Annotated in this window: 18 protein-coding genes, 1 tRNA gene and 2 pseudogenes; 9 read left to right on the top strand and 12 right to left on the bottom strand. The window is 64.3% G+C overall.

The window, feature by feature from the left end; translation table 11 throughout:
- Both NW75_RS26775 and NW75_RS16610 read left to right on the top strand, forming a co-directional pair.
- Positions 1-205, top strand: a pseudogene (locus NW75_RS26775) (endoglucanase); the annotation flags it as partial.
- Between the two features lie 8 nt (positions 206-213).
- Positions 214-1,710: a hypothetical protein gene (locus NW75_RS16610; RefSeq protein WP_231565266.1), complete on the top strand. Its 1,497-nt coding sequence runs from the start codon at positions 214-216 to the stop codon at positions 1,708-1,710.
- A gap of 57 nt (positions 1,711-1,767) precedes the next feature.
- Here the strand turns inward: NW75_RS16610 and NW75_RS16605 are convergent, their stop codons facing one another.
- From NW75_RS16605 to NW75_RS16595, 4 genes are read right to left on the bottom strand one after another with little or no spacing between them, the layout of a single operon-like run.
- Complete coding sequence (locus tag NW75_RS16605) at positions 1,768-2,676, bottom strand: flagellin (protein ID WP_033966269.1); 909 nt, start codon at positions 2,674-2,676, stop codon at positions 1,768-1,770.
- Positions 2,677-2,686: 10 nt separating this feature from the next.
- Positions 2,687-3,484: a flagellar basal body rod C-terminal domain-containing protein gene (locus NW75_RS28350; RefSeq protein WP_443024493.1), complete on the bottom strand. Its 798-nt coding sequence runs from the start codon at positions 3,482-3,484 to the stop codon at positions 2,687-2,689.
- Entirely contained in the window at positions 3,481-4,785 is a 1,305-nt protein-coding gene (gene flgK / locus NW75_RS28345) for a flagellar hook-associated protein FlgK (RefSeq protein WP_443024492.1), read from the bottom strand. Before flgK ends, NW75_RS28350 begins: the two co-directional genes overlap by 4 nt.
- Before the next feature lie 23 nt (positions 4,786-4,808).
- Complete coding sequence (locus tag NW75_RS16595) at positions 4,809-6,110, bottom strand: flagellar hook protein FlgE (protein ID WP_081988804.1); 1,302 nt, start codon at positions 6,108-6,110, stop codon at positions 4,809-4,811.
- Positions 6,111-6,300: 190 nt separating this feature from the next.
- Here NW75_RS16595 and NW75_RS16590 point away from each other — a divergent pair, with 190 nt between their 5' ends.
- From NW75_RS16590 to NW75_RS25335, 6 genes are all read left to right on the top strand, one after another.
- Positions 6,301-6,699 carry a flagellar biosynthesis repressor FlbT gene (locus tag NW75_RS16590; RefSeq protein ID WP_033966267.1) on the top strand — a complete coding sequence of 133 codons (399 nt, stop codon included), beginning with the start codon at positions 6,301-6,303 and terminating at the stop codon, positions 6,697-6,699.
- A gap of 7 nt (positions 6,700-6,706) precedes the next feature.
- Positions 6,707-8,026 (top strand): flagellar protein export ATPase FliI, encoded by a 1,320-nt coding sequence (fliI, locus tag NW75_RS16585; RefSeq protein ID WP_033966265.1) that lies wholly within the window; start codon positions 6,707-6,709, stop codon positions 8,024-8,026.
- On the top strand, positions 8,023-8,445 hold the full coding sequence (locus tag NW75_RS16580) for a hypothetical protein (protein ID WP_033966263.1): 423 nt from the start codon (positions 8,023-8,025) through the stop codon (positions 8,443-8,445). Before fliI ends, NW75_RS16580 begins: the two co-directional genes overlap by 4 nt.
- Positions 8,442-9,422 carry a hypothetical protein gene (locus tag NW75_RS16575; RefSeq protein ID WP_033966262.1) on the top strand — a complete coding sequence of 327 codons (981 nt, stop codon included), beginning with the start codon at positions 8,442-8,444 and terminating at the stop codon, positions 9,420-9,422. The genes NW75_RS16580 and NW75_RS16575 overlap by 4 nt, the downstream gene beginning before the upstream one ends.
- A 246-nt stretch (positions 9,423-9,668) precedes the next feature.
- Entirely contained in the window at positions 9,669-10,766 is a 1,098-nt protein-coding gene (locus tag NW75_RS16570) for a sigma factor-like helix-turn-helix DNA-binding protein (protein ID WP_033966260.1), read from the top strand.
- Between the two features lie 74 nt (positions 10,767-10,840).
- On the top strand, positions 10,841-11,353 hold the full coding sequence (locus NW75_RS25335; protein ID WP_052192466.1) for a hypothetical protein: 513 nt from the start codon (positions 10,841-10,843) through the stop codon (positions 11,351-11,353).
- A gap of 121 nt (positions 11,354-11,474) precedes the next feature.
- Here NW75_RS25335 and NW75_RS24610 read toward each other — a convergent pair whose 3' ends face one another.
- A complete protein-coding gene (locus tag NW75_RS24610; RefSeq protein WP_137902864.1) occupies positions 11,475-11,918 on the bottom strand; it encodes a hypothetical protein in 444 nt (147 codons plus the stop codon).
- Positions 11,919-12,397: 479 nt separating this feature from the next.
- Here NW75_RS24610 and NW75_RS24605 point away from each other — a divergent pair, with 479 nt between their 5' ends.
- Complete coding sequence (locus NW75_RS24605; protein ID WP_197057859.1) at positions 12,398-12,613, top strand: hypothetical protein; 216 nt, start codon at positions 12,398-12,400, stop codon at positions 12,611-12,613.
- A 140-nt stretch (positions 12,614-12,753) separates the two neighbouring features.
- Here NW75_RS24605 and NW75_RS16555 read toward each other — a convergent pair whose 3' ends face one another.
- The 7 genes and pseudogenes from NW75_RS16555 to NW75_RS25330 form a co-directional block, all read right to left on the bottom strand.
- Positions 12,754-15,375 carry a TonB-dependent receptor gene (locus NW75_RS16555; protein ID WP_033966258.1) on the bottom strand — a complete coding sequence of 874 codons (2,622 nt, stop codon included), beginning with the start codon at positions 15,373-15,375 and terminating at the stop codon, positions 12,754-12,756.
- Positions 15,376-15,601: 226 nt separating this feature from the next.
- Complete coding sequence (locus tag NW75_RS16550) at positions 15,602-16,681, bottom strand: glycosyltransferase family 2 protein (RefSeq protein WP_033966256.1); 1,080 nt, start codon at positions 16,679-16,681, stop codon at positions 15,602-15,604.
- A complete protein-coding gene (locus NW75_RS16545; protein ID WP_033966254.1) occupies positions 16,678-19,149 on the bottom strand; it encodes a DegT/DnrJ/EryC1/StrS family aminotransferase in 2,472 nt (823 codons plus the stop codon). The genes NW75_RS16550 and NW75_RS16545 overlap by 4 nt, the downstream gene beginning before the upstream one ends.
- Before the next feature lie 108 nt (positions 19,150-19,257).
- Positions 19,258-20,004: an SDR family NAD(P)-dependent oxidoreductase gene (locus tag NW75_RS16540; protein ID WP_033966270.1), complete on the bottom strand. Its 747-nt coding sequence runs from the start codon at positions 20,002-20,004 to the stop codon at positions 19,258-19,260.
- A gap of 29 nt (positions 20,005-20,033) precedes the next feature.
- Positions 20,034-20,109, bottom strand: a tRNA-Phe gene (locus NW75_RS16535).
- Between the two features lie 30 nt (positions 20,110-20,139).
- Positions 20,140-20,325 carry a DNA gyrase inhibitor YacG gene (locus NW75_RS16530; RefSeq protein ID WP_029622962.1) on the bottom strand — a complete coding sequence of 62 codons (186 nt, stop codon included), beginning with the start codon at positions 20,323-20,325 and terminating at the stop codon, positions 20,140-20,142.
- Positions 20,325-20,508: pseudogene (locus NW75_RS25330) on the bottom strand (ribonuclease); the annotation flags it as partial. The gene NW75_RS16530 and the pseudogene NW75_RS25330, both read right to left, overlap by 1 nt.

Raw genomic sequence — 20,508 nt, 5'->3', positions numbered from 1 at the left:
CGCAGCGGCATCTGCGGCGAATGCGACGACGCAGTTGCCGCGCCCCCCGCGCTTTCGAGGGTTTGCCCCGATCCTGGCCGCACAGCCCGCATTCGCCGATGGCGCTGCATGGGCCGTGCAGCCCGAAGCGGACGTGTGGGCGTCCTTGGCGCGCGCAACGCCGGCTACGCGGCAAGCGGCGCGCTGGGTCCAGGTGCGCACCTGATCGGCAAAATGCGCTATCCCGAAGCGCTCGGCATACTGCAGGTGATGGCCACCGATGATCCCGATCTGCTGTTGGTACCCGCCTTCCAACTGGCGCGCGGCGCGACGTTGGCGGGGCTCGGTCGGACTGGCGAAGCACTGTCCGCTCTTTCCGGCCCGGCCTTGTTGGGCAATGCCGAAGCCTGCGCTTGGCGATTACGGGCTCAAGAGAATGCGGGCAATCCGGGCGGCGCTTTGGCAGAGGTGCATTGCGCGTTGCCGACGATCAACCATCGTCCATCCCTTGAGCGACGCCCCTTTGCCCTGGCAGCAATCCGGGCCGCGCTCGACGACGGTCGTTGGTCGCAGGCGCTGCACTGGTTGAAACGACAGGATGCGGGCGCCGAGGCCAGCATCCTGCGTGGCCGTGCCTATTTGGGGAAGGCCGATTTTGGACATGCCCGTCGCCAGTTCGAGAAGGTGGGTGCTGCGGCAGATCGCGGGCAACGCGTTGAGGCAGCATTGGGCCTGGCGACGGTTGGTATCGCACAGCGTCGGATCGCGCCAGCCGCAGCCGTTCGACAGCTTAGTGCGATGCGTTTCGGCTGGCGCGGTGACGATCTCGAACGTCGCATTCTGAAAGTCGAATTTGCCCAAGCGCAAGCAGCGCATGATCCGGTTGCGATGTTGCGCACAGGATCGACCTTGCTGCGCTACTGCAATCTCGGCGCAGGGGCGGGACCAATCCTCTCGCAGCTTCAACAATCGCTCACCGCGATGCTCGCTCCGGATTCGAAGATGGCCTTGCCCGACGTGGCGGGCCTGTTCTGGGACTATCGCGAGCTTACTCCGGCGGGCGCTGACGGAGACCTGCTGGCAGTGCATCTGGCCGATCGGCTTCAGGCAGCGGGCCTGTATGCGCGGGCGGCCGAACTGCTCCAATATCAACTTACCGCGCGGGCCAGCGATGTCGCCAAAGGGCCGTTGTCGGTGCGCGTCGCCACGTTGCGCATTCTGGCGGGCGACCCCGCAAAGGCGATCGAGGCTTTGCGGAACAGTAGCGGGCCAACCTATTCCCCCGCGATGGTTTGGGATCGCCAGCGTGTCGAGGCGGTGGCGCTGGCATTGCTGGGCAAGACCGACGCGGCTTTTGCGGCGCTTGCTGAAGTGCCCGACGGTGCCGCGATCCGTGCGGAAATCCTGTGGCGGCGGCGTGACTGGAATGCATTGGCCACCGTGACGGCGGCGTCGCTACCGACCAAAGTGGGATTGAGCGAGGTGGCGCAGGCCACCATCCTTCGCCATGCAATCGCGCTGGCGATGATCGGTCGGGAAGACAAGCTGCAAGCGCTGCGGGCGCGCTATCAGGCGGCTTTTGCGACATTGCCCAGTGCGGGGGTGTTCGATGTGCTGACCAGCCCGGTCGGGAAGATCGATTCTGCACAGATCAGTGCGGCAATGGCGGCGATCCCGTCGGCCAGCCCGGCGGGCGTCTACGCGGACTTGCTCGCCTCCACCCCGGGTTAGCGAGCATCGCGGCCTTCGCCGATGGATATATCGGCGAAGACCGCGGGTCTGTCGCGGTTATTTCAGATATTGCACAAGGCTCAGACCGGCGAGCTGCGAAAACACTGAATAGCTCGCCTCCAGGATCGTCTTTTGCTGCGAGATATCGGTCGCAACCTGGCCCAGATCGGCGTCCTCATTCGCGCCGATCACCCCGGTGAGCAACGTCGTCCGCTGGTCGCCGCTATTGATCATCGATTCAACTTGCGTGGTCCGGCGGCCATTTTCAGCGTTCACCGCGCGCAGCGATCCAAGGCCGGTCTGCAATTGATCGACTACGGACGTCAGGGCGGTCTTTTGGGCTGCGGTCAGCGTCGCGCCGATCGGCCCTGCCAGGGCAAGAGACTGGAATGCGGTGTAAAGACCGCCGCCTGCGGCACTTGCACCGACACCATAAGGGACATCAACCCCGTCCGCGATACGTGCCGATGCCACGACATTGTCATTGGCGAACGCATCGGTCTGCGCCAATCCGACGAGATCGCTAAGTGCCTTGGGCTTGAACGGCGGGGTGTCGGTTTGGGATCCACCGAACATGGCCACGCCGCCCTCGCTACTGTTCAGCGCGTTGCGATATTGTTCGAATGCGCCGTCGATCGTCGATTGCAGACCGCTCGTCTGGCCGTTGCCCAGCGCCGTCAGGATGCTTTGGCGGAGGTTCTCGGTAGACGTATCGATACTGGATAGCTGCGCATCATAAAGGCTCAGCGTCGTCTGCACGCGCTTTGCCACAGTCGTCTCCGCGCTCTGGCGCGCGAGCATGCTATGCGCCGAAAGGTTGCGGACCGATTCACTGCCAAGGTCAGCGAAAGTATTGGCTTTCTTGGTGGTCGCGAGATTTTGCTGCGATGTCGCGAGTCTGGCCTGCGCCCGCTGAATGGCGTTCGACATGACTTGTTGGAGCGGGACGGTGGCGATGCGGGTCATAAGGCGGCTCCTATCGGATCATCGCGAGCAGCGTGTCGTACATGCTGCTGGCGGTGCTGATGACACGGGCCGAGGCCGAATAGCTGCTTTGCAGCACGACCATCTGCGACAATTCCTCGTCGATATTGACGCCCGAAAAACTGTCTCGACGATTGATCGCATCGTCGCGGCGCGATGTTGCGTTGTCCAGATTGGTCTTGGCCTGGCTGGCCTGCAATCCGGCACCGCCAAGCAATGCGCTCGACACGTGATCGAGGGTAACGACCCCGTCCTTGCCCAGGTCGATGGTCTTGGCCAGCCGATCGACAAATCCCGTGGCACCGCGAATATCGCCCGCGCCGACCGCCTTGGTACCGACTGCCGCCGTTGTATCAAGCATTGCGAGCGGCAATTTGTTGGGGTTGACGTTGATGTCGCCGCGCACCTTCGCCTGTCCCAGGCCGCTTGTCGCACCCGTCAGCCCGGACAAAGAGCTGAAGGAGACGCCGCTGCCGAACCGGTTGGTCGAGTCCGATGGGACCGACAAGACGGCCCCGGACAAGCCTGTGAGGGGGCTAAACTCCACCCGGCCGCGCTGGTCGAGTGCGAAGCTGCCGTATTTGGACAAGGGCGAGGCGTTCAACTCGGTAACCAGATCGCCAATGGTCGGGCCGACCGAGCCCGTGAGCGTATAGCTGGTCAGCGCACGCCCTGACACGTCGCGCAGCACAATGTTGGCGGTTTCTCCGGCTCCAAACCCGTGCGGGTCGCTCGCGGTGAAGCCGGTCGGCGTCAGCATGCTGGTGTCGCTGCGGACGAGGTCGTTCATGCCGAAAAACTGCGAAAAGCCGATTCCGCGCGATCGCTGGGAGTGCCGGGCGTTTGCGCGATGGCAACGCCGTTGCCGCCGCCCGCCGCCTTCAGGGTCAGCACGCCGCCGGTGAAGCTCGCGGTGGCTGCGCCACCGAGGCCGGCGTTGATTGCCGTGACGGCGTCATTGACGGTCGCGCCCGCACCCAGGCTGGAGAAATCGATCGTGGTGCTGGCTACCAGCTTGCCGCTTGTGCCGAGCACTGCGAACGTTGCCGAACCAGTGAAGCCCAGACGGTCGCCGCCGACGAGTCCGGTCTGCCGTCCGTCCAGTTCGGTCGGTGCGGGAACCGTCGTTCCCGCATTCGACACCGAATTGAGCGCTTCCGCCATCCCGCTGAACACTGTGCCGAGTTGCTCTTGAAAGTGCGGCAGCGCGCGGTCTCGCAGATCCAGCAGGCCACCAAGCTTCCCGCCAGCTGCGGCGGTTTCGATTCGTTCGCCCGTTGCCGGGGAGGCACCGCCAGGATCGGCAAAGCGGATGTCGATCGGCGGATACGCGGCCTGTGCCCCATCGCCACTCCCGGTTCCAGCATACGATAATTGTCGCAAACGCCGGTCAAGGAGTGTCGCACCCGAGGCGGTTTCGATAGAAACCCGGCCATCCGGCTGATCGCGTACCGTGATCGCGACCAAGCTGCTAAGTTCGGTAAGCGCCGTCGTACGTTGATCGGCCGCTCCCGAGGTGCTGCGACCTTGGCCGACCTGCTGCGATACGGTTCCATTCAAATCATTGATTTGGGATAAAAGCCCGTTGATCCGGTCGACCGTTGTGCCGACTTCGGATTCGACATCGCCGCGCAGGTTCGTGACGTCGCCATTGAGCTGTTGCATCGACGAAATCGCGTCCTGCACATTGCCGGTAAACGACGCGACCGTCTGGGCCGATCCGGGTGATCCGGTGAGCGCGATGGCGGACGCCGAAATTGAATCGAGCTTTGCAGGCAAGCTGGACGCATCGCCTGGCTGTCCCAGCAAGGACTGGAGCCGATCGAGGTAGGACGACGTCACATCGGCGCGACCGAAGTCTCCGCCACGCTGATAGACGGAGGCTTCGAGAAAGCGATCCGCGATGCGTTGCGGCTCGCCGATGACGACGCCGCTGACCCCGCCCGAATGGACGCGGGTCGCCAGCGAGACCTTTTCGCGCGCATAGCCCGCCACGCCGACATTGGCGATGTTGTTGGATACCGTGCGCAGGCCGGCCTGCGCCGCCGCAAGCCCCGACGTCGCCGACCCCAGAATTTCGCTAAGCGACATGACCGGCCCCCATCGTCATCCGATCAGCGCTTCAGGTCACTGACTTCACGCAGCATTTCATCGGCGGTGGTGATGATCTTGGATGCTGCGCTATACGCCCGCTGAAAGCGGATCATGTTGGTGAACTCACCGGCGAGGTCGACCGTTGACGCCTCGAGCGAGCTTGCAGCGACCGTGCCGGCTGCGAGCGAGCCGGGCTTGTTCAGCGTGAAAGTACCCGAATTCTTGCTGCTCGCATACGCGTTGCCGGGCAGGCGGGTCAGGCCGTCGGGATTTTGGAAATTGGCGATTGGGAGCTGGAATACGGAGCGGGTCTTGCCGTCAGAAAACACGGCGTTGACTTGGCCTGTCTTGGTGATGTCGATCGAGGACAATTGGCCAAGCTGGCCGCCGTCGACGTTCGAGGAGATCAATGCGGATTCGCTGCCAAACTGGGTAATGCCATCTAGGCCGGCATCGCTGCCGATTGCGAGTGTCACCGGGGCCGACGCGGCCGCATTGGTCCAGGAAATGCTGAGCGGATTGAACAGCGTTGCGGTCGAACCGGTCTTGTTAAGGCTGCCATCGGGATTGAACGCCACGGTGCCGCTGGACAACACGCCGCCTGCCGCCGTCACGTCGCTGGCCGGCTCGGCATAGGTTTCCGATGCCCATTGGTTCGCGCCTGTCTTGAGAAAGGCCATGGTCAGACGGTGCGACCCGCCCTGCGAATCGTAGACGTCGAAGGAGCGCTTGAAATCGGGGGTCACCGTTCCGCTGGCGAGGTTCCCCGCAGTATAGGCCCCAACATGCACGGCCGTGGTGGATTGTAGATTGGCGCGAACTTGAATGCGCGTGGTCGGCACAGCCGTCCCTACGAGGTCGCTGACGCGGACGGATTCAAGCCCATTCAGGCCGCCGGTATTGGTATAGCTGCCCGTGGCATCGAGACGCCAGCCTTGCAAATAAAGGCCGCTCGCGTTGCGCAGAAAGCCCTCGGCATCGGGGCGGAACGATCCTGCGCGGGTAAAGGCCGGGTCGGCGGTGCTGCCTGTCGACGTGCGCGTGACGAAAAAGCCGCCGCCGTCGATCGCCAGGTCGGTATTGCTGCTGGAGGACTGGATCAGACCCTGCTTTGAAACTTGCGCGACCGAGACTGCGGCGACGCCGCCTGCCGAATAGTTGGCCTGGGCACGGCCATCGGTGACCATCGTGCGGAACTGCGCTTCAGTCCCCTTATAGCCGACCGTGTTGATATTGGTAATGTTGTCAGCAACCGTGGCCATGGCGCTGGACTGCGCATTCAGGCCGGAAACGCCGGCGTACAGGGCGGAATAGAGGCTCAATGCGGATCTCCTTGCAGTGCGCAGCACGCGGCTCGCTCGCTTATTTTATAGGATAGGATCGCCGCGAGGCTCGGATGCCAGGCAACTATTTGTAGAGAAATCCTAAGGTCGGCAATTTTTTGCCGCCCTGTTCGGCCGACCAGGCAGGAATGGTCCTATAACAATGGGAGATTGAGAGGACGCAACGATTATGTTGAGGATCACATTGCGAGATGGCGAGAAGGCCATTCTGAACGGTGCCGTGATCAGCGCCGTCGGTCGTACGCAGTTGCGCATCGAAAACACGGTGTCGATTTTGCGCGGTCGCGAAGTCATGCGGCCGGAGGAGGCCACCACCCCCGCACGCCAGCTCTATTTTTCCTGCATGCTGGCCTATATCGACCCGGACGGTCGCGAAAAGCACCAGGAAGCGACGCTGGTTGCGCTGCGCGAGCTGCTCAATCCCGGCGCTCAGGACGCGACCAAGGAGGCGTGCGTGCGCTTCGCTAACGACATCGCCCGCGGTGAATTTTATCGTGCGCTGGCCCCGGCGCGGGATTTGATCGCGCTGGAGACGCCGGTTCCATCCTTCGAAAACGCGGAGGCCTGAGCGGGCCATGCCTACGCTGGCTGGCGCTGCCCGCGCGATCCGCGCGCTATCGCCTGATACCCGTTTCGGGCGGGTGGTCGCGGTACGTGGTGCGTTGATCGAGGTCGAAGGGCTGGTTGGCGCGGCTCATATCGGCAGCCGTGTCCGGATCGCCGGGGGCGAGATCGAGGCCGAGGTAACGGCGCTCGACCGCGGCATTGCGCTGTGTCTTCCTTTTACCGATCCGCAGGGCGTCGGCCTTGGCATGCGCGCCGACTTGACGGCGGGTGAGGTGTCGATCCGGCCGAGTGCCGGGTGGCTGGGACGAATGGTCGATGGGCTCGGTCGCCCGATCGATGGGCTTGGCCCGCTTCCGCTCGGGCCCGATCCGCGCCCGATCAAGGCCACGCCTCCGCCCGCTGCCGATCGCGCACGGGTTGGCAAGCGGGTCGAGACCGGGGTGCGCGTGCTCGATCTGTTCGCTCCATTGTGCGAGGGCCAGCGCCTTGGCTTGTTCGCAGGCTCCGGCGTCGGCAAATCCGTTTTGCTGTCGATGCTGGCGCGCTGGACCGAGTGCGATGTCGCGGTGATCGGTCTGGTTGGCGAACGCGGCCGCGAAGTACAGGAATTTGTCGAAGACGATCTAGGGGTGGAAGGCCTGGCGCGCAGCGTCGTCGTTGTCGCGACCTCCGACGCTCCCGCGTTGATGCGGCGGCAGGCGGCGTGGACGACGCTCGCGATTGCCGAGCATTTTCGCGATCAGGGGCTGAACGTCCTGTGCCTGATGGATTCGGTCACGCGCTTTGCGATGGCGCAGCGCGAGATCGGGCTGGCGTCCGGCGAACCCCCCGCGACCAAGGGGTATCACCCCCACTGTTTTGCCGAACTGCCGCGTTTGTTGGAGCGGGCGGGGCCGGGGTTGCCCGGCCAAGGCTCGATCACCGGTCTGTTCACCGTGCTGGTCGATGGCGACGATCATAACGAACCGGTCGCAGACGCGGTGCGCGGTATTCTCGACGGCCATGTGGTGATGAGCCGCAAGATTGCCGAACGCGGACGCTATCCCGCGATTGACGTCCTAAAATCGGTGTCGCGCACCTTGCCGCATTGCCTGAGCGACGCCGAAAACGCGACGCGCCTCGGCGCGCGCGCGTTGCTGTCTACTTATGCCGACATGGAAGAGCTGGTTCGGCTTGGGGCGTATAAAGCAGGGTCGAGCGCCGAGATCGATCGCGCCGTGGCGATCGCGCCGCAAATCGAGACGATGCTGCGGCAGGGCAAGGACGACCAGGGCGATTGCGCTGCCGGCTTCGCCATGCTCGCCGCCATGCTGGAGCAAGCCGCGTGAGAACCCCGTTCGATACCGCACAGCGCGTACAGCAACGCGCGGTCGAGACCGTACGCGTGGCGATCAGTGTGGAGGTGGAACGCCACAGCCTGATCGAGCGGGAATCCGACTCCTTGACCCAGTCGGTCGCGCGCGAGCGCGCGGTCGGGCATGCCGTCGGCTGGCTTACGACCGACGCGTGGTTGGCCCGGATGCGCGCCGAGCGCGAGCGATTGCAGCACGAAGCCCGCAGTGTCGAAACGCGGCTTGCAACCCTTCGGGCGCAAGCTGCCGAAGCCTATGGCTCGATGCGTGTCATTGACGGGGCCGTGGATCGGCACCGCGACGAGATGGCGCGAGCGCAAGAGGCTAGCGAGCAAGGGCGGCTGGACGATATTGCGGCGGCTCGGCTGGCGCGCAGCAGGGTGGCCGGGCGATGATCGATCGAACCGCCCTGGCGGCGATGACGCCCACTCAGCGCGCCCATGTAATTTACAGTACCGCGCAAACCGAACTGGCCAATACGTTGTGGCGTGCTGCGCTCGGCGATGGTGGTGCGCCAGACCGCACCGCTGCAGATCCGGGGTTAACGCGCAGCGATATGGACGCGCTGCTGAAAATGCTGGCCCCACAGGGCAATGCGGCCGACGACGGGTCTGTAAAAACCGTGCCGTGTCCGTGCGACGATCCGGCGGCGGTGACGGAGTCTTCGTCATCCGCTGCGCCCTCGTCGCCGTCGGAAGCGGTCGTGTCCACGGCGGTGGCGGGGGGCGATGGTGGGCTTGGCCCCAATGCCCGTTTCCGCGCAGTGCTGTGCGAAGCGGCGCAGCGTACCGGCATTCCCGCGACCGCGCTGGCGACCATTGTCGACGCCGAGGCGGCCAAGGGCCGTGACGGCAGTTGGAACTGCCACTCGCGCAATCCACGCTCAAGCGCTGCGGGGCTCGGTCAGTTCCTCAACGCGACATGGGAAGGTCTTGCCGAAACGCCCGGTACGGCGCTGAACGCTACGGCACAGGCAAAAGGATGGCTTAACCCGGATGGCAAAGTCAGCGGTGCCGCGCGCGGAGCCTTACTCGCGCTGCGGTATGATCCGACGAGCGCGATCGACGGTATCGCCGATTATGCGCGGCAAAACCTTTCCCAGTTGCAACGGCGGGGGATTACCACCGACGACAGCGTGAAGACGACGGCCCGCGCGGCGTACCTCGCTCATCATCTCGGCCTGGGGGATGCGGTGCGATTTCTCAAAGGTGGGATTTTGCCTGCGCGCGCGCATGTATTGCTGCGCGCGCAAGTCGGCGCGGCAGATGCGGAGAAGCGTATCGCACAGGCCGGCGACCCAACTCGCGCTCACCAGCAATGGCTTCTCGCTTACATAGATCGCCGGATTCAGCCCGCCAACTTCGCGATTTAAGCCCTCGCATCGCGCTATTTTGGGGCGAAGATGCTATTATATCCAATATCATCCAATATATGTAAGCTCGACCGGGGTGCGGGATAATAGATTGGAATAAAACAAGATATTGAAGACGTAACGGTGCTGGCGCGGCGTCCTTGTAGTTTTACGTATAGGATCGTTTCCACGTTGTTAGGATTTTTCCGCGACACCGGTCTCCAGAGCGAAGGGCAGTAGGGGCTGCCCACTTATTGGGGAAGATCGATGTCGAAGACCACAGCAGCACTCGAAGCCGCAGTCGCCACCATCATCGAAAATACACCGCGCGACACCAAACAGACCGCACGGCAGCGCGTTGCCGTCGATCGTGCGTTTGCGAATATTTTGAAACTGATTGCGCCGCGTATCCGCCATTTCATTCGCCAGTACGGCCTGGCCGCACATTGGGATGATGCCGAGCAGTGCTGCGCCATTGCTGTGCACCGCGCGATCGAAGCCTATGATCCAACCAAGGCGCAGTTCACCACTTTCGTGAACTGGCAGATCCGCGGCGAATTGCAGAGCCTGCGGTTCCGGATGATGGCGGATCAGCGTCCGTCGGCGCGCAAGGTTGGCGCGATGACTGTTTCGCTCGATGCGCTAACGGCCCGTTCCGAGACCGAAGACGGCGCGGTCGAGGTGACCATCGAGGACGAACTGGCGCTGGAACAGACCGAAGCCTGTGCGTCGACCTACCTCGCCGAATCCGCGATGAACGCGCTGATCGATGCGTATGTCGACCATCTGCGGCAGGTGTCGCTTGACCAGTTGCGGCGGCGGCCTCGCGCCAAGCGGGCGGCACCCGTCCGCATCGAGGGCGCGCCGCGTTTCAAGACCGCCACCCACGGAATCGATCCCGAGCAGCTCGACAAACTGGAAGAGAAGCTGGCACGCGATCGCGAAATTGTCGCCCGACGGATCTTCGAAACCGCAACGCTTGACGATCTCGCGAATGAAACCGGGGTCACCAAAGAACGGGTTCGCCAGATCACCAAGTCGGCAGCGCGCACGATCGTCGAACTCACCGCACGCGACCCGCGCTTTGCACTGATGACCGAGGGACTGCGCCAGCGTAACGCCGCTCCAGCGCCGCGTAAGCCAAAGTCACCGCCGCCGCTGCGCACCGCGCCGGTGTCATTGCTGCCCGATCCCTCGGCACCGCACAACCGCCTGGTACAGGTTACGGCGTTCGACACGGTGCACGCGGCCGATGCGGCAAGCGGACGGATCGCGCAAGCAGGCCGGACATCGTTGCCCGAACCGTTTTCCATTCATCTCTTGGCAGAGGAAGTGCCGGTGCACGGGTCGCGGACGACACACTGACCGTGATCTCGCCCGGCGACCCTCCACGAGCGGTCGCCCGGGTGGTCCCTTGATCCAAAACGATTGGCAGAACCATGCACATCGACCTTCAAAACATCCGCGTTGAATGGTTGCAGCGTCCGCTTCCGCGGCCCAATCGCCGTCTCACTGCCCTTGCAACGCGGCTCGCCCGCTGTGCCGGCGCATTGATGCAGGTCGGTAACCAGACCGCCCTTATCGGCGTGACGGCAGAGCGGGGCACCCTTCGTCTGACATGCTGGAACCATCGCATGGACGTATGGGCGGAACTGACCGCCGGTGCTCCTGCATTCGCCCCGGCGTCGTCTTTGGAAGGTGCACTGCAGCGCGCCGGTGCGGCGTTGCTAGGCTATTTCGCGGGGCGTTGGCCCGATGGTGCGAGTCCACCCTGTCTCGGGGTGGTGACGGATGGCATCGGGGTGGCGTTTTCGCCAAATTATCCCGCGCCGTGCACCCCGGGCTGGCTGGAACTGCACGGCAGTGGCCGCGCCGCCGCGGTCACGATTTTGCCTTTTGCCGACGGGAGCCTTTTCGGCCAAGCCACTTTGGGCGACCACCGTCTGCATTGAGACCTGCCCCGGATTTCGCGACCGCGTTGACCGCTCCGCCCACCCTGCCTACAAGCGCGCCTAGGGATAGCCAGGGCAGTGGATTCCGGCGGAGCGGGCAATGGAATCGACGATCGGCGGATCAACCCACAACAAAGCAAAAGCCGGTCGGCGCGATCTGGCCGAGATACGGATCGATCCATTTCGCAATATCGTGTTTCCCAACCGACTGCGGGAGAAGCGCCGCGCGGCCGGTTTTTTGAAACTGCTGCGCTTCGCGGCGGTTCTGCCCGAAATTCCCTACATTCGACTGTCCAAGATAGAACGCGGCGAAGTGGTCGCGCGGACGGATGAACTTGTCCGTATTGCCACTGCTCTTGGTATCGCCCCGATCGACCTGCTCGTGGACATTGATGATCCCGGCTTCAATATCGCCGAATGGGCGCAACCCTTTGCCGATGGGAAGCCGCTCGACAGCGACGAGGAGCGCTTCGCCTTGCTGCTGGCCGCAGCGGTACGGGCGCGACGAGCGCTGGATGCGGATCTCACGATCGCCGATGTCGAGGAGCGTTTCGGGCTGGCCCAAGTGAATTTGTCACGGGTCGAAAACGCAGCAAAACCGTGGCCACGCTGGAACGCTGCGGTACGGTCGGCGCTTTTGCGGATGTTTGGCGTGGCTGACGATGCAGCGCTCCGGCAGGCTGTCCTGACGGCGTATCATGACGGCAGCTTGGCTCCCTTTCTCGAACACATTGTCGACCCCGAGCATCGATGGTCGCGGAGCCGGAATCGGATCGCAAGCCTCGCCCAGGAGTTGAGCAAGCTGTCGGCGGCGCACCCTTCAATTCCGGCACCGTCGCTTCCGGTCGAGCAGAGCCCGGATGAGGAGCCTGTCGTGCTCCGCCCGTCGTCTTCGACACATGCGCGCGCGCTGACCGTCTATGGCGCGCCTTTGCCCGACGGGTTGATCGATTTCGTCAAGACTGGCGGCACGATCGACGCGCCGCGCGACGTCAGCGATGCGGCGTTCGCGCTCCGCGTAGGCGCGCGACGTTGGGCGGGGGGTTGCCGGGGCATGCGGTCGTGGTGGTCGATCCCGGTCGCTATCCGGTCGCAGGGGGATTGGCCGCAGTTCGAGAAGGTTCGGCCTGGCGGGTCGTGGCCGTCACGATCGATCGAGATGGCGTGCTCGGCGGCTACAGCGTCAATCCCGCACGCGAGGTCCCGATCGACGGCCGCGACGCGGCCGAGGTCGCAGCGGTGGTCGCCGCACTTTTCTAAATTCTACCGGGGAGACGGCGTTACGTCGGCGACACACCCGATTTCGCGCCGATTCCGCTGCGCGCGATGAGGTGCTGCAAGGGCGTTTTGACAAAGAAAAACCCGGCCCGAGCAATGCTCGGGCCGGGTTTTATCCGTCGTTAGAGCAGATCAGACTTAGCCGAAAGCTCCAGGCCCCAAGTGCGGGGTGCGTTGAAGTTGGCATAGTCGCCGAGGATGCCGCCATAGTTGGTCGAGGCAACCGTGCCGTTCGGATTGTAGTTGACGACCGGCGACGAGTTCGCAGCCGAGCGACGGTAGATGTAGGTGGTGTCGAGCAGGTTGCGCGCCCAGACCGAAACGGTGACCTTGTTATGATCGTTCACCGCGATGTCGGCCAGTGCGAGGCGACCGTTCATGACGAAGCTTGCGTCGGTCTTGGTCGGCTCGAGCTGGAAGCTGTACTGGCTGCTCGAATAGTTGCCGTCGAGGTGCAGGCGAACGCTCGCGTCGCCAACGTTGATCGGCACGACATAGTCGATTGCGCCCGACGCCGCATTCTTAGGCGTGTACACGATGTAGAGCTGCTGCGCCGGAGCACCCGGTGCCAGCGGGTTCACCGCCGACGGTGCACGCCAGTAGGTATAGGCATACGAACCGGTCAGCGTCAGTTCCGGGATCGGCTTCACCGTCAGATCGACTTCAACACCACGGATCTTGCTGTTGCCAGCGTTCGTGGTCTGCTCGATGTGGGTCCCGTTGGTCACGCTCTTGCCGTCCGTATCGAAATAATCGAAGTCGAACTGCGTGTTGGTGCGATCCATGATGTAGTTGGCGATGTTCAGGCGCGCACGATGGTTCCAGAAGTCCATCTTTGCACCGATTTCGTACGACTTGACGGCTTCAGGCCCGAACGCGTTGAACTGGAGCGAACGGTCGTTTGCGCCACCGGCACGGAAGCCGGTCGAATATTTGGCGTAGAAGTGAACGTCGCGGCTGGCATCAAAGGCGATGTTGAACATCGGGTCGAAGCGGCTGATGCTGTTCTTGAACGAGAACGGCGACACCGTACCCGCAGTCACCAGATCGGACCGGTTGTTGACGACGTACAGCGTGCCGTGGCGATCGTCCTTGGTCCAACGGCCACCGGCGGTGATGTGGAGGACATTGCCCAGGAATTCGGGCGTGTAGGTCAGGTTGCCGAACACCGAGTAGTTGTGGTCGGCAGCCTGGCTGGCGCGCGTGATGAACTGGCAGCTGTTGGCAAACTGCGCAACGGTGGCACCCAGTGTGTTGTTGCACGACGGATCGTACTGCTGGTAGCCCGAGTTCGCGCCAGTGATCGCCGAGGAGTTGCCGGGGATCGGGCTGCGGATGGTGTAGGCCGTGCCGTCGCTATTCCACTGGTTGGAAAGCGGGGTCGCCGCATATTCGGTCGCGTGTTCGGTATAGTAATAGGCACCGACGACGTAATCGAACTCAGGGATGCTACCAACGGCCTGGAATTCCTGGCTGAACTGATGCTGGCGCAGGAACGAAAGGCTGTAACGGCTGAACGTGCCGGTCGTGTTGATCGCCGTCGGGTTGGCGGTGTTGGGCACGAACGGCGCGAACGAGCTGCGCTCTGGGCCGCCCGAATTGTCCCACTGGTCAGTGCTGACGCCGCGCCATGCGGTGATCGAGCGCAGCTCGATCCACGGGGCCAGCTTGTACTTCAGATTGGCCGAGAAACCGTGCGTGAGATCGACGCTCGGCTGCTGCGGCACGCCAACATCGGCGACGGTCTGGCGACCAGGATGCACGCCGACCAGCGGGCCCCGGGGCGCGACGCAGACAGGCTTGGTGCTGCCTGCTGCGATGGTGCCGCCGCACGCGACGCCGTTGAGCGTCAGCGCACCAGCCGCGTTGTAGGTGCCGACTGCATAGTTGTTCGGGTTGTAGTTGATCAGCTGGCTGTACTGCGGCGTATTTTCGTCCTTCGCATAATCATAAGCGAAGTCGGCAGTGAAGCCGTCAACCGGCTGCCAGCGTGCAGCGGCGCGACCGCCCTTGCGATCATAATAGTTCCAGCCGGTCGAACCCGTGAGCGGATCCTTCACGGTCGGATCCTGATGCTGGTACACGCCGTCGAACTTCAGCGCGATATTGTAGAAGGACGGCAGGTCGAGATGCGCGTCGACATTGTGGCTGCCATAATTGCCGACGCCGCCGGTGATGCGGCCATCGAACACGCCGGTCGGGGCCTTGGAGACCAACGACAGCGCGCCGCCTTCGGTGTTGCGACCGAACAGCGTGCCCTGCGGACCTTTCAGCACTTCGATGCGCTCAATGTCGAACAGCGCAGCGTTCAGACCCTGCGTCTTACCCAGCGCGACACCGTCGATATAGACGCCGACGCCGCCGTCGCGAGCGGTCTGGTTCTGATCGTAAGGGACGATACCGCGAATGCCGATCGTCAGCGCCGACTGGCGTGCTTCGAAGGTTGCAACGCGCAGCGACGGGATCGTGCCGTCGGCGAGGTTGAACAAGCTGAGCACGTGGCGGTCGGTCAGACCCTGCGTGTTGAGCACCGAAATCGAGATCGGCGTCTTCTGGAGGTTGGTTTCGCGCTTGGTCGCGGTGACAACGATGTCGCCGAGGCCCTGATCTTCCGGAGTGGCGGTCGCCGCTGGTGCGGCCGCGTCAGCGGTCGGCGCGGTCTGCGCGAACGCTGGCGTCGCGCTGATGGCGAGAGCAGCGCCACCCAAGAGGAGTTGCAGGCGGAAGCCCGATCGAACAGTCATTTTGAATCCCCTGAACCTTTGGACCTAGGCGTCCTGGTGTTCCGGGCGGCTACACAGGGTTTGGGTCAAGATTGTTACAGTCAACGTCATTGAAATGGCGCTGAAATGTCACATAAAATTCACATATCGGGATTGGCGTGGCGAAATCGCATGATAGGCGACCCATTTGGTGGGCGTTGCGTAAAAGTCGCAGTTTGAATTAATTTCCCCAGGCGGTTTTATGCGCCTAGGCGGCCGCGTCTTTGCGCACCCGCCGCTGTGCTGCCCGTACCGACCCGACGATCCGCGATAGGATGAGCTCCTCGATCCCGGCATAGCCCAAGCCTAGATGCGGCGGGCGCACCGCCGCCGCGTCGCCCAGCCGCAGCGTACCGGTCCGAAGCCCCGCTCGACCGATTCGGGCCCAGCGACGCGCGGTTTCCCAGCGGATGAGGCTGCGGCTCTCGCGATCTGGACGATGCTGGGCCAGGAACCGGTCCTGCAAGGCGACCAGCGCCGATCCCACGCGTTCCAAGGTCGACCGATCCGGCACGGGTTGCTGGCCCATGACATGCGTGACGATCAAATCGGCCGTCTCCGCCGCCGCGTCGCCAAACGCCTCGACATACACTCCGGTCAAAACGCGGATTGCGGCCTGGCGCATGGCCTGCGCTTGCGTTTGCGACGCCCCGCCGCTGTGGCGACGATAGGTCAGCAGTTCGTCGTCCAGCCGCGCGACGCCGCCAAAGGCCGCGATGCGGTGGTAGAGATCGAAGTCCTCGGCATAGACCATTTCCGGCCGCATGAACGGATCAAGCTGCCGCGCCGCATCGGTGCGCAGCATTACGGACGACCAAACCAGCGGGTTTTCAATCTGCAGCAACCACGCGATGACCGGGGGCGTGGAGAGTGGCGCGAGCGATGACGGCACAATCGCCCCGTCTTCCAGGACATTTGCGGCACTGCCGACCAATACGATCCCGGGGTTCGCATCGAGATACGCGACCTGGCGCTGGAAGCGGTCGGGGTGGCACAGGTCATCATGGTCGAGCGCGGCGATATAGCGCCCGCGTGCCTCGGCAAAGGCGGCGTTGCGGCTCAGCACGACGCGGCGGTTTTTCTGCGACTGGATCAGCCGGATACGCGGATCGTCGAAGCCGCGGATCACCGCGACGGTGTCGTCGGTGGAGCAATCGTCGACGATGATGAGTTCGAAATCGCGGAGGCTCTGCGCCTGCAGCGACGCAATCGTCTCGCCGATCAGGCCCGCGCCATTGTAGGTCGGCATCACGACGCTGACCGTCGGCGCTGGCAGGCCTAGTGTCATGCGACCGCCCGCACCGCGTCGTCCAGCACCTGATCGACGATCATCGCGCCGACGTCGTTCTGCCACTGCCACAGGCCATTGGCCTGGCCCGAGAAACTCGCCTCGCCGCCAAGCTTGCCCCATGGCACGAAGCCCGCAGCAAGCCCGATGCCATAGAGTCCGGGGATCGGCGCGCCGTTCGCATCGACGATACGGCAGTGCCGATCGACCATTGCCGCGCCATGATCGGCGGCAAGCGCGATGCGCCCCCCGTTCGTATCCTGGATTGGCAGTGCGCGCGGACGATAACCGAGCGCTGCGATGACGATGTCGGCCTCGGCGAGATGAGCGCGGGTGACGGGATCGTCGTCGCCCGTCACCTGATGCACGGTCAGGCGGGGATCGGGGGTACGTCCATCGATCCGCAGCATCCGCAACACCAGTTCGCGCGCTTCCAGCCGGAATCCGGCCAAACGGTAGACAAAGCCGCTGACCGGGCAGATGTCCTCCGGGCCGAAATCGGTGAAGCCTTCCGCGCGTGCCGCCTCGGGGGTCGGGTAGAAGGGACGGAGCGGCTCGCGGTGGAGCAGCGTGATCGCGCCTGCGCCGAAGGGGATGCTGGCGGTCTTGAGCAGCAAGACGATCGTGGCAATCGCGCTGGTGGAACCACCAATGACGACGATTTTCGGATTGCGCCGGGTCGAAAGCAAATCGGCAATCTTGGCCGGGCCACCCAGCGACAATGCTTCGTCCGATTGCATCAGGCGATCGCCGACTTCGCTGACCAGCGCGACCCCGCCGACGCGTTGCGTCACAAGCCGGTCGAGCGGTTGATGTCCGCCGGTGGCGATCGCGACCGCCTTTGACAGTTGCTCGAATTCCACCCCGTCGCTGCGGCGGCGCAGGCGGCTTGACCATAGGCCACCGGCGGTGGCGCTCGTCGAGAGAACCTCATGGCCGGTCAGCACGGTGCCGCCATGGTCGTTGACCAGCCCATGAAGCCGTTCGCCCGTCGCGCGGACGAACCGCCCGGCATCGACCAACGGCACGCCGAGTGCGCCGACATAGCGTGCGACGACGCGCGCGCTCGGATGATCGATCATCGTGGCGAGTTCGGGGTGTGGGCTGTCCTTCACTGCGCTCAGAAACGTTTCGGCGGTGCTGTCCGAGGTGATCGCATAACGCCCGAGCGTGCCCTCGCCGAGCCCGTCATCGCGTTCGGCGATGACCAGCCCCGACGCGGCGAGTTCGGGCAAACGCCCGCGCTTGGCGGCGGCGGTGAGCAAGGCAGTGCCCGCAGGACCACCACCGACCAGCAGCAATGAGGCGATCGGGCGCGCGCGCGGCGTGGCGGGAACACGCGCTTCCTTGGCAAGAATGCGGTTGAACGTCGCCGAGATGGTGCCGACGTCGGCAACACTCAGCGTGTCGCTGACGGGGAGCGACAGCATCCGCCCAGCGATCGAATCGGCAATTGGGGTCGGCAGGATCATCGCCTCGCGCTGGAACAGCGGTTGTTCGCCCAGATGCGGGCTGAAATAGCGGCCACAGCCAATCCCTTCGGCTTCGAGCGCGGCGCTGATCGCGTCGCGGCGCGAGCCCATGCCTTCCGGCAGCAGGATCGGCATGAACTGGCTGGCGCGGCGCTGTCCCTCGACCTCCTGAAAATCGACGCCGACCAACTGGGTGCGATAGGCCGCCTCCAGCGCCGCGCGGTGGTCGCAAACGGTATCGATTTCGGCCAGTTTCGCGCGCGCCATCACCGCGATCACTTCGGGCAATTTGGCGTTGAGGCCGGGCAGCGTCGCGTTACGCCCCGCTTCGAATCCGAAATTGGTCATCGCGCGCAGCCGGTCGATCAGCCGCGCGTCGCCCGAATGGATCAGGCCACCCTCGGCAACCGCGAAGGTCTTGGTCGCGTGCATCGAATGGACCACGGCGAACGGCGCGTCCGCACCGAAGCCTGCGCCGCCAGCGTCGCGGGTGCCGAGCGAGGCGGCGGCGTCGATCACCACACCGACGCCGTGCTGGCGCTGGAGCCAGGCATAGCGATCGAGATCGATCGCATTGCCGAAGGTCGCATAGGGCAGCAGGACGGCGATACGGTCGCCATAGTCGCGCAGCAGTTGTTCCTCTGCCTCGGCACTGGCACCCCAGTCCTTCGGATCGATGTCGCAAATGAGCGGCGTCAGGCCCGCCCACAACGCAGCCTGCGCGGTCGCGGCGAAGGTGAGGGCGGGCATCAGGGCGTAGCGACCCGCGGGCCGATCCCCGGCGGCTTCGCGCAGCGCGATCATCAGGCCGAGCGTGGCATTGCCGACCGCAAGGCTCGCGCCCCGGCCGCCGAACAGGGTCTCGGTCGCCTCCGCCTCGAAGGCGCGCACTTCCGGACCGTTATTGCTGAACACGCCAGAGGCCTCGACGCGGCGGAGCGCTTCGACATGGGCGCTGAGCCGGGGCGGGTTGGGGGCAATCAAGGGATAGCGCATGCGGGCGGACCTGAATGGTGTGCGACCCGTGGCTTGTGGTCCAAAGCCCCCTAAAATCTCGTTACGCTTACCGCGCGCTTGACGATATCGGTGCGGTGCGCGCCGCGATCAGCCTTCGCGCGCCACCGCAAAGCCGGCAAAGGACTGGTTGACGGGCATCAGTTCGAGCCGGTTGATGTTGAGGTGCGGCGGCAATTGCGCGACCCACAGCATCGTTTCGGCGATATCGTCGCCGGTCATCGGATTGACGCCGCCATAGAGCGCGTCGGACGCCGCCTGATTGCCGCCGGTGCGAACGACGGTGAATTCGGTTTCGACCATGCCGGGTTCGATCGAGGTGACGCGCACGCCCTTGCCGTGCAGATCGGCGCGCAGGCCCAGGCTGAACTGGCGGACGAAGGCCTTGGTTGCGGCATACACATTGCCGCCGGAATAGGGGTAGGTCGCGGCGACCGAGGACAGGTTGATGATCGCGCCCTTGCGCGCGACGAGACCTGGCAGCAGCTTGCGCGTGACCGCGACCAGCGCCGAGACGTTGGTGTCGATCATCGTCTGCCAATCGTCGAGGCTGGCCTCCTGCGCGGGTGCAGTGCCGAGCGCGAGGCCGGCATTGTTGATCAGCAGGTCGATGTCGGCGAAATCGGCGGGCAGGCTGGCGAGGGCGGCGTCGAGGGCGGCGGCATCGCGAATGTCGAAGGCGAGCGTGTGGACGGCTTCGCCCAGCGATTCGGCCAAGGCGGCAAGGCGGTCGGCGCGGCGGCCGGTGGTGACGACGCGCCACCCGGCCCCGACAAACGCCCGAACGGCGGCCTCACCGATGCCGGCGGTTCCACCCGTGATGAAGGCCGTGCGCATCACCATCTCTCCAACGCTGTCTGAGAAAATGGTGCCCGAGGGCGGATTCGAACCACCGACACTGCGATTTTCAGTCGCATGCTCTACCAACTGAGCTACTCGGGCACACCCGAAGTTGCTCGGGGAAGCGGCCTCTTAATCGCGCTCTGGCGTGCTGTCTAGCCCGTCTTGTTCTTCTCCCGGCGGGGTCGACACGGGAAGCGCGTAGCCCTCGCCCAGCCATTGCAGCAGGTCGCGGTCGCGGCAGCCCTGGCTGCAGAACGGCGCATGCGCGGCCACCGGGGGCTTTCCGCACAGCGGACAGGGTTTGGAACGCGCCATCATGCCACCTCGAAGATCGGGGCCACGCCGGTACGCCGGGCGAGCTCGGCGATCCAGTGCGGATTGGCCGCCAGCGCTTTTTGCACCGCCGCGGGCACGCGGTTGTGTGCCGGAACGGGCGGCGGGGTGCGCTCGATTCGCCGGAGCAGCGCGCGCGCCTGCGCGGCGGCAGGATCGGCGCGG

It is taken from the genome of Sphingomonas sp. Ant H11, from assembly GCF_000797515.1.
Classification (GTDB): domain Bacteria; phylum Pseudomonadota; class Alphaproteobacteria; order Sphingomonadales; family Sphingomonadaceae; genus Sphingomonas.
The sequence above is the reverse complement of the archived record's forward strand: the minus strand, read 5'-3'. Positions and strand labels throughout refer to the sequence as shown.

Excerpts from the sequence above, each read along its gene's own strand:
- NW75_RS16610 (WP_231565266.1), top strand. The coding sequence starts at position 214 with ATGCGCTATCCCGAAGCGCTCGGCATACTGCAGGTGATGGCCACCGAT.
- NW75_RS16605 (WP_033966269.1), bottom strand. The coding sequence starts at position 2,676 with ATGACCCGCATCGCCACCGTCCCGCTCCAACAAGTCATGTCGAACGCC.
- NW75_RS28350 (WP_443024493.1), bottom strand. The coding sequence starts at position 3,484 with ATGAACGACCTCGTCCGCAGCGACACCAGCATGCTGACGCCGACCGGC.
- flgK (WP_443024492.1), bottom strand. The coding sequence starts at position 4,785 with ATGTCGCTTAGCGAAATTCTGGGGTCGGCGACGTCGGGGCTTGCGGCG.
- NW75_RS16590 (WP_033966267.1), top strand. The coding sequence starts at position 6,301 with ATGTTGAGGATCACATTGCGAGATGGCGAGAAGGCCATTCTGAACGGT.
- fliI (WP_033966265.1), top strand. The coding sequence starts at position 6,707 with ATGCCTACGCTGGCTGGCGCTGCCCGCGCGATCCGCGCGCTATCGCCT.
- NW75_RS16575 (WP_033966262.1), top strand. The coding sequence starts at position 8,442 with ATGATCGATCGAACCGCCCTGGCGGCGATGACGCCCACTCAGCGCGCC.
- NW75_RS16570 (WP_033966260.1), top strand. The coding sequence starts at position 9,669 with ATGTCGAAGACCACAGCAGCACTCGAAGCCGCAGTCGCCACCATCATC.
- NW75_RS25335 (WP_052192466.1), top strand. The coding sequence starts at position 10,841 with ATGCACATCGACCTTCAAAACATCCGCGTTGAATGGTTGCAGCGTCCG.
- NW75_RS16555 (WP_033966258.1), bottom strand. The coding sequence starts at position 15,375 with ATGACTGTTCGATCGGGCTTCCGCCTGCAACTCCTCTTGGGTGGCGCT.
- NW75_RS16550 (WP_033966256.1), bottom strand. The coding sequence starts at position 16,681 with ATGACACTAGGCCTGCCAGCGCCGACGGTCAGCGTCGTGATGCCGACC.
- NW75_RS16545 (WP_033966254.1), bottom strand. The coding sequence starts at position 19,149 with ATGCGCTATCCCTTGATTGCCCCCAACCCGCCCCGGCTCAGCGCCCAT.
- NW75_RS16540 (WP_033966270.1), bottom strand. The coding sequence starts at position 20,004 with ATGCGCACGGCCTTCATCACGGGTGGAACCGCCGGCATCGGTGAGGCC.
- NW75_RS16530 (WP_029622962.1), bottom strand. The coding sequence starts at position 20,325 with ATGGCGCGTTCCAAACCCTGTCCGCTGTGCGGAAAGCCCCCGGTGGCC.